This is a genomic window from Mycobacterium sp. (assembly GCF_044342925.1).
Lineage (GTDB): Bacteria > Actinomycetota > Actinomycetes > Mycobacteriales > Mycobacteriaceae > Mycobacterium.
Genome location: NZ_JBIIOV010000260.1, coordinates 1 through 2,629, shown reverse-complemented (window position 1 = coordinate 2,629; position 2,629 = coordinate 1). Strand labels below are relative to the sequence as shown.

General features: G+C 69.8%; 3 protein-coding genes. All 3 read left to right on the top strand.

Annotated elements, in window-relative coordinates; translation table 11 throughout:
• The first annotated feature begins 68 nt into the window (after positions 1 to 68).
• From lspA to rarD, 3 genes are read left to right on the top strand one after another with little or no spacing between them, the layout of a single operon-like run.
• Positions 69 to 677 (top strand): signal peptidase II, encoded by a 609-nt coding sequence (lspA, locus tag ADBZ6I_RS17040; RefSeq protein ID WP_526385945.1) that lies wholly within the window; start codon positions 69 to 71, stop codon positions 675 to 677.
• A complete protein-coding gene (locus ADBZ6I_RS17035) occupies positions 677 to 1,603 on the top strand; it encodes an RluA family pseudouridine synthase (RefSeq protein ID WP_526385943.1) in 927 nt (308 codons plus the stop codon). Before lspA ends, ADBZ6I_RS17035 begins: the two co-directional genes overlap by 1 nt.
• Positions 1,600 to 2,523, top strand: coding sequence for an EamA family transporter RarD (gene rarD / locus ADBZ6I_RS17030; protein WP_526385941.1), 924 nt, complete (start codon positions 1,600 to 1,602; stop codon positions 2,521 to 2,523). The genes ADBZ6I_RS17035 and rarD overlap by 4 nt, the downstream gene beginning before the upstream one ends.
• Positions 2,524 to 2,629 lie beyond the last annotated feature (106 nt).

Genomic DNA, 2,629 nt, shown 5'->3' with positions numbered 1-2,629 from the left:
GGTGCCGCCTGTTGTGATGACGACTACCCGGGACATGCCTGCCATCATGCCTGGCCATCGGACAGGGAATGATGGAGGACGTGACCGAGGAAACTGCCCCCACCGGCCTGTCGGCGACGGACGCCCCTCCGCGCCGTCGGCTGCGGCTGCTGCTGACGGTGGCGGCCACGGTGCTGACCCTCGACGTGATCACCAAGGTGCTGGCCGTGAAGCTGCTGACCCCCGGTGAGCCGGTGTCGATCATCGGCGACACCGTCACCTGGACGCTGGTCCGCAATTCCGGCGCCGCGTTCTCGATGGCCACCGGGTACACCTGGGTGCTGACCCTGGTGGCCACCGGGGTGGTGGCCGGCATCATCTGGATGGGCCGGCGGCTGCTGTCCCCGTGGTGGGCGGTCGGCCTGGGCCTGATCCTGGGCGGAGCGCTGGGCAACCTGGTGGACCGGTTCTTCCGCTCGCCGGGCCCGCTGCGCGGGCACGTCGTGGACTTCCTGTCGATCGGCTGGTGGCCGGTGTTCAACGTCGCCGACCCCGCGGTGGTGGGCGGCGCCATCCTGCTGGTGGGGTTGTCGCTGTTCGGATACGAGTTCGACGCGCCGGAGCGGCGCAAGGACGTCGACACTTCTGAGTTCGGCACCCCTGACCGGCGCACCGCCGGCGACGCCGAGTCGGCCTGATGACCGAACGGTCGATGCCGGTCCCCGAGGGACTGGCCGGAATGCGGGTGGACGCCGGCTTGGCCCGATTGCTGGGCCTGTCGCGCACCGCCGCCGCCGCGGTCGCCGAGGACGGCGGTGTGCAGATCGACGGGGTGACCGTCGGCAAATCCGACAAGCTGCCCGAGGGCGCCTTCCTGACCGTGACGCTGCCCGACGCGCCCCCGCCGGTGGAGAACATCCCGGAGGAGATCGAGGGCATGACCGTCCTCTACTCCGACGACGACATCGTCGCCGTCGACAAGCCGCCCGGCGTCGCCGCCCACGCCACGGTCGGCTGGCACGGCCCCACGGTGCTCGGCGGTCTGGCCGCCGCCGGCTTCCGGATCAGTACGTCGGGCATCCACGAGCGGCAGGGCATCGTGCAGCGCCTGGACGTCGGTACCTCCGGGGTGATGGTCGTCGCGCTGTCCGAACACGCCTACACCGTGCTCAAGCGGGCCTTCAAGCAGCGCACCGTGGACAAGCGGTATCACGCTGTGGTGCAAGGACATCCGGACCCGTCCAGCGGCACCATCGACGCCCCGATCGGGCGTCATCGCGGCAACGACTGGAAGTTCGCGGTCACCGAGAACGGCCGGCACAGCATCACCCACTACGACACCGTCGAGATGTTCCGCGCCGCGAGCCTGCTCGACATCCACCTGGAGACGGGCCGCACCCATCAGATCCGGGTGCATTTCGCCGCGCTGCACCATCCCTGCGCCGGGGACCTCACCTACGGCGCCGACCCGGTGCTGGCCAAACGCCTGGGCCTGCAACGCCAATGGCTGCACGCCCGATCGCTGGCCTTCGCGCACCCCGCCGACGGCCGCCGCATCGAGATCGTCAGCTCCTACCCGGCCGATCTGCAGCACGCACTGGACGTCCTGCGCGCCGAGTCGTGAGGCCAGAGCCCGCGACCCGGGAGCCCACTACCCGGGACGGCGGCCTGCTCTACGGTGTCGCGGCCTACGGCCTGTGGGGCGTGTTCCCGGCGTTCTTCTCGCTGCTGGCACCGGCCGGCGCACCGGAGATCCTGGCCCACCGGATCGTCTGGACCGTTCTGCTGATGGCCGTCGTACTGGTGGTCGTCGGACGGCTCGGCGACCTGCGCACCATCACCGGCCGCACCTGGTTACTGCTGGCGTGCGCCTCGGTGCTGATCTCCACGAACTGGCTGATCTACATCTTCGCGGTCAACGAAGGCCATGTCGTCGACGCCGCCCTGGGCTACTTCATCACCCCGCTGGTCAGCGTGGTGCTCGGCGTGGTGCTCTTCGGCGAGCGGCTCAATCGGGTGCAGATGGTGGCGGTGCTGCTCGCCGCCGCGGCGGTGGTCCTGCTGTCCTCCGGCGTCGGCGGGTTGCCGTGGATCGGGGTCGGCCTGGCACTGTCCTTCGGGCTCTATGGCGCGGTCAAGAAGGTGGTGCCGACCGACCCCCGCGTCAGCGTGGCGGTGGAAACCGCCGTCGCCGCCCCGTTCGCTCTGGTCTACCTGGTGGTGCTGGCGTTCAACGGCGACAGCGACTTCACCAACCACGGCCCGGCCCACGTCGCCCTGATGCTGCTGTGTGGGCCGGTTACCGCGCTGCCGCTGCTCTGCTTCGCCGCCGCCGCCCAGCGGCTGCCACTGGTGACGCTGGGTTTGCTGCAGTACCTCACCCCGTCGATGCAGATGATCTGGGGCGTGCTGGTGGATCACGAACCGATGCCGCCGGCGCGATGGCTGGGGTTCGCGTTGATCTGGGTCGCGCTGGCGATCTTCAGCACCGACGCGATATCTCGCGCATACCGCAACCGTCCGGGTACCTTGCAGGCATCATGACCGACAACCGTCACCGCAACCGCCGGATCCTGATCGCCGTGATGGCGGCGATCGCAGCCGTCGCGATCGTCGTTCCCGCCCTGATCGGCCTACTGGCGTCGACCAC

Excerpts from the sequence above, each read along its gene's own strand:
- lspA (WP_526385945.1), top strand. The coding sequence starts at position 69 with ATGATGGAGGACGTGACCGAGGAAACTGCCCCCACCGGCCTGTCGGCG.
- ADBZ6I_RS17035 (WP_526385943.1), top strand. The coding sequence starts at position 677 with ATGACCGAACGGTCGATGCCGGTCCCCGAGGGACTGGCCGGAATGCGG.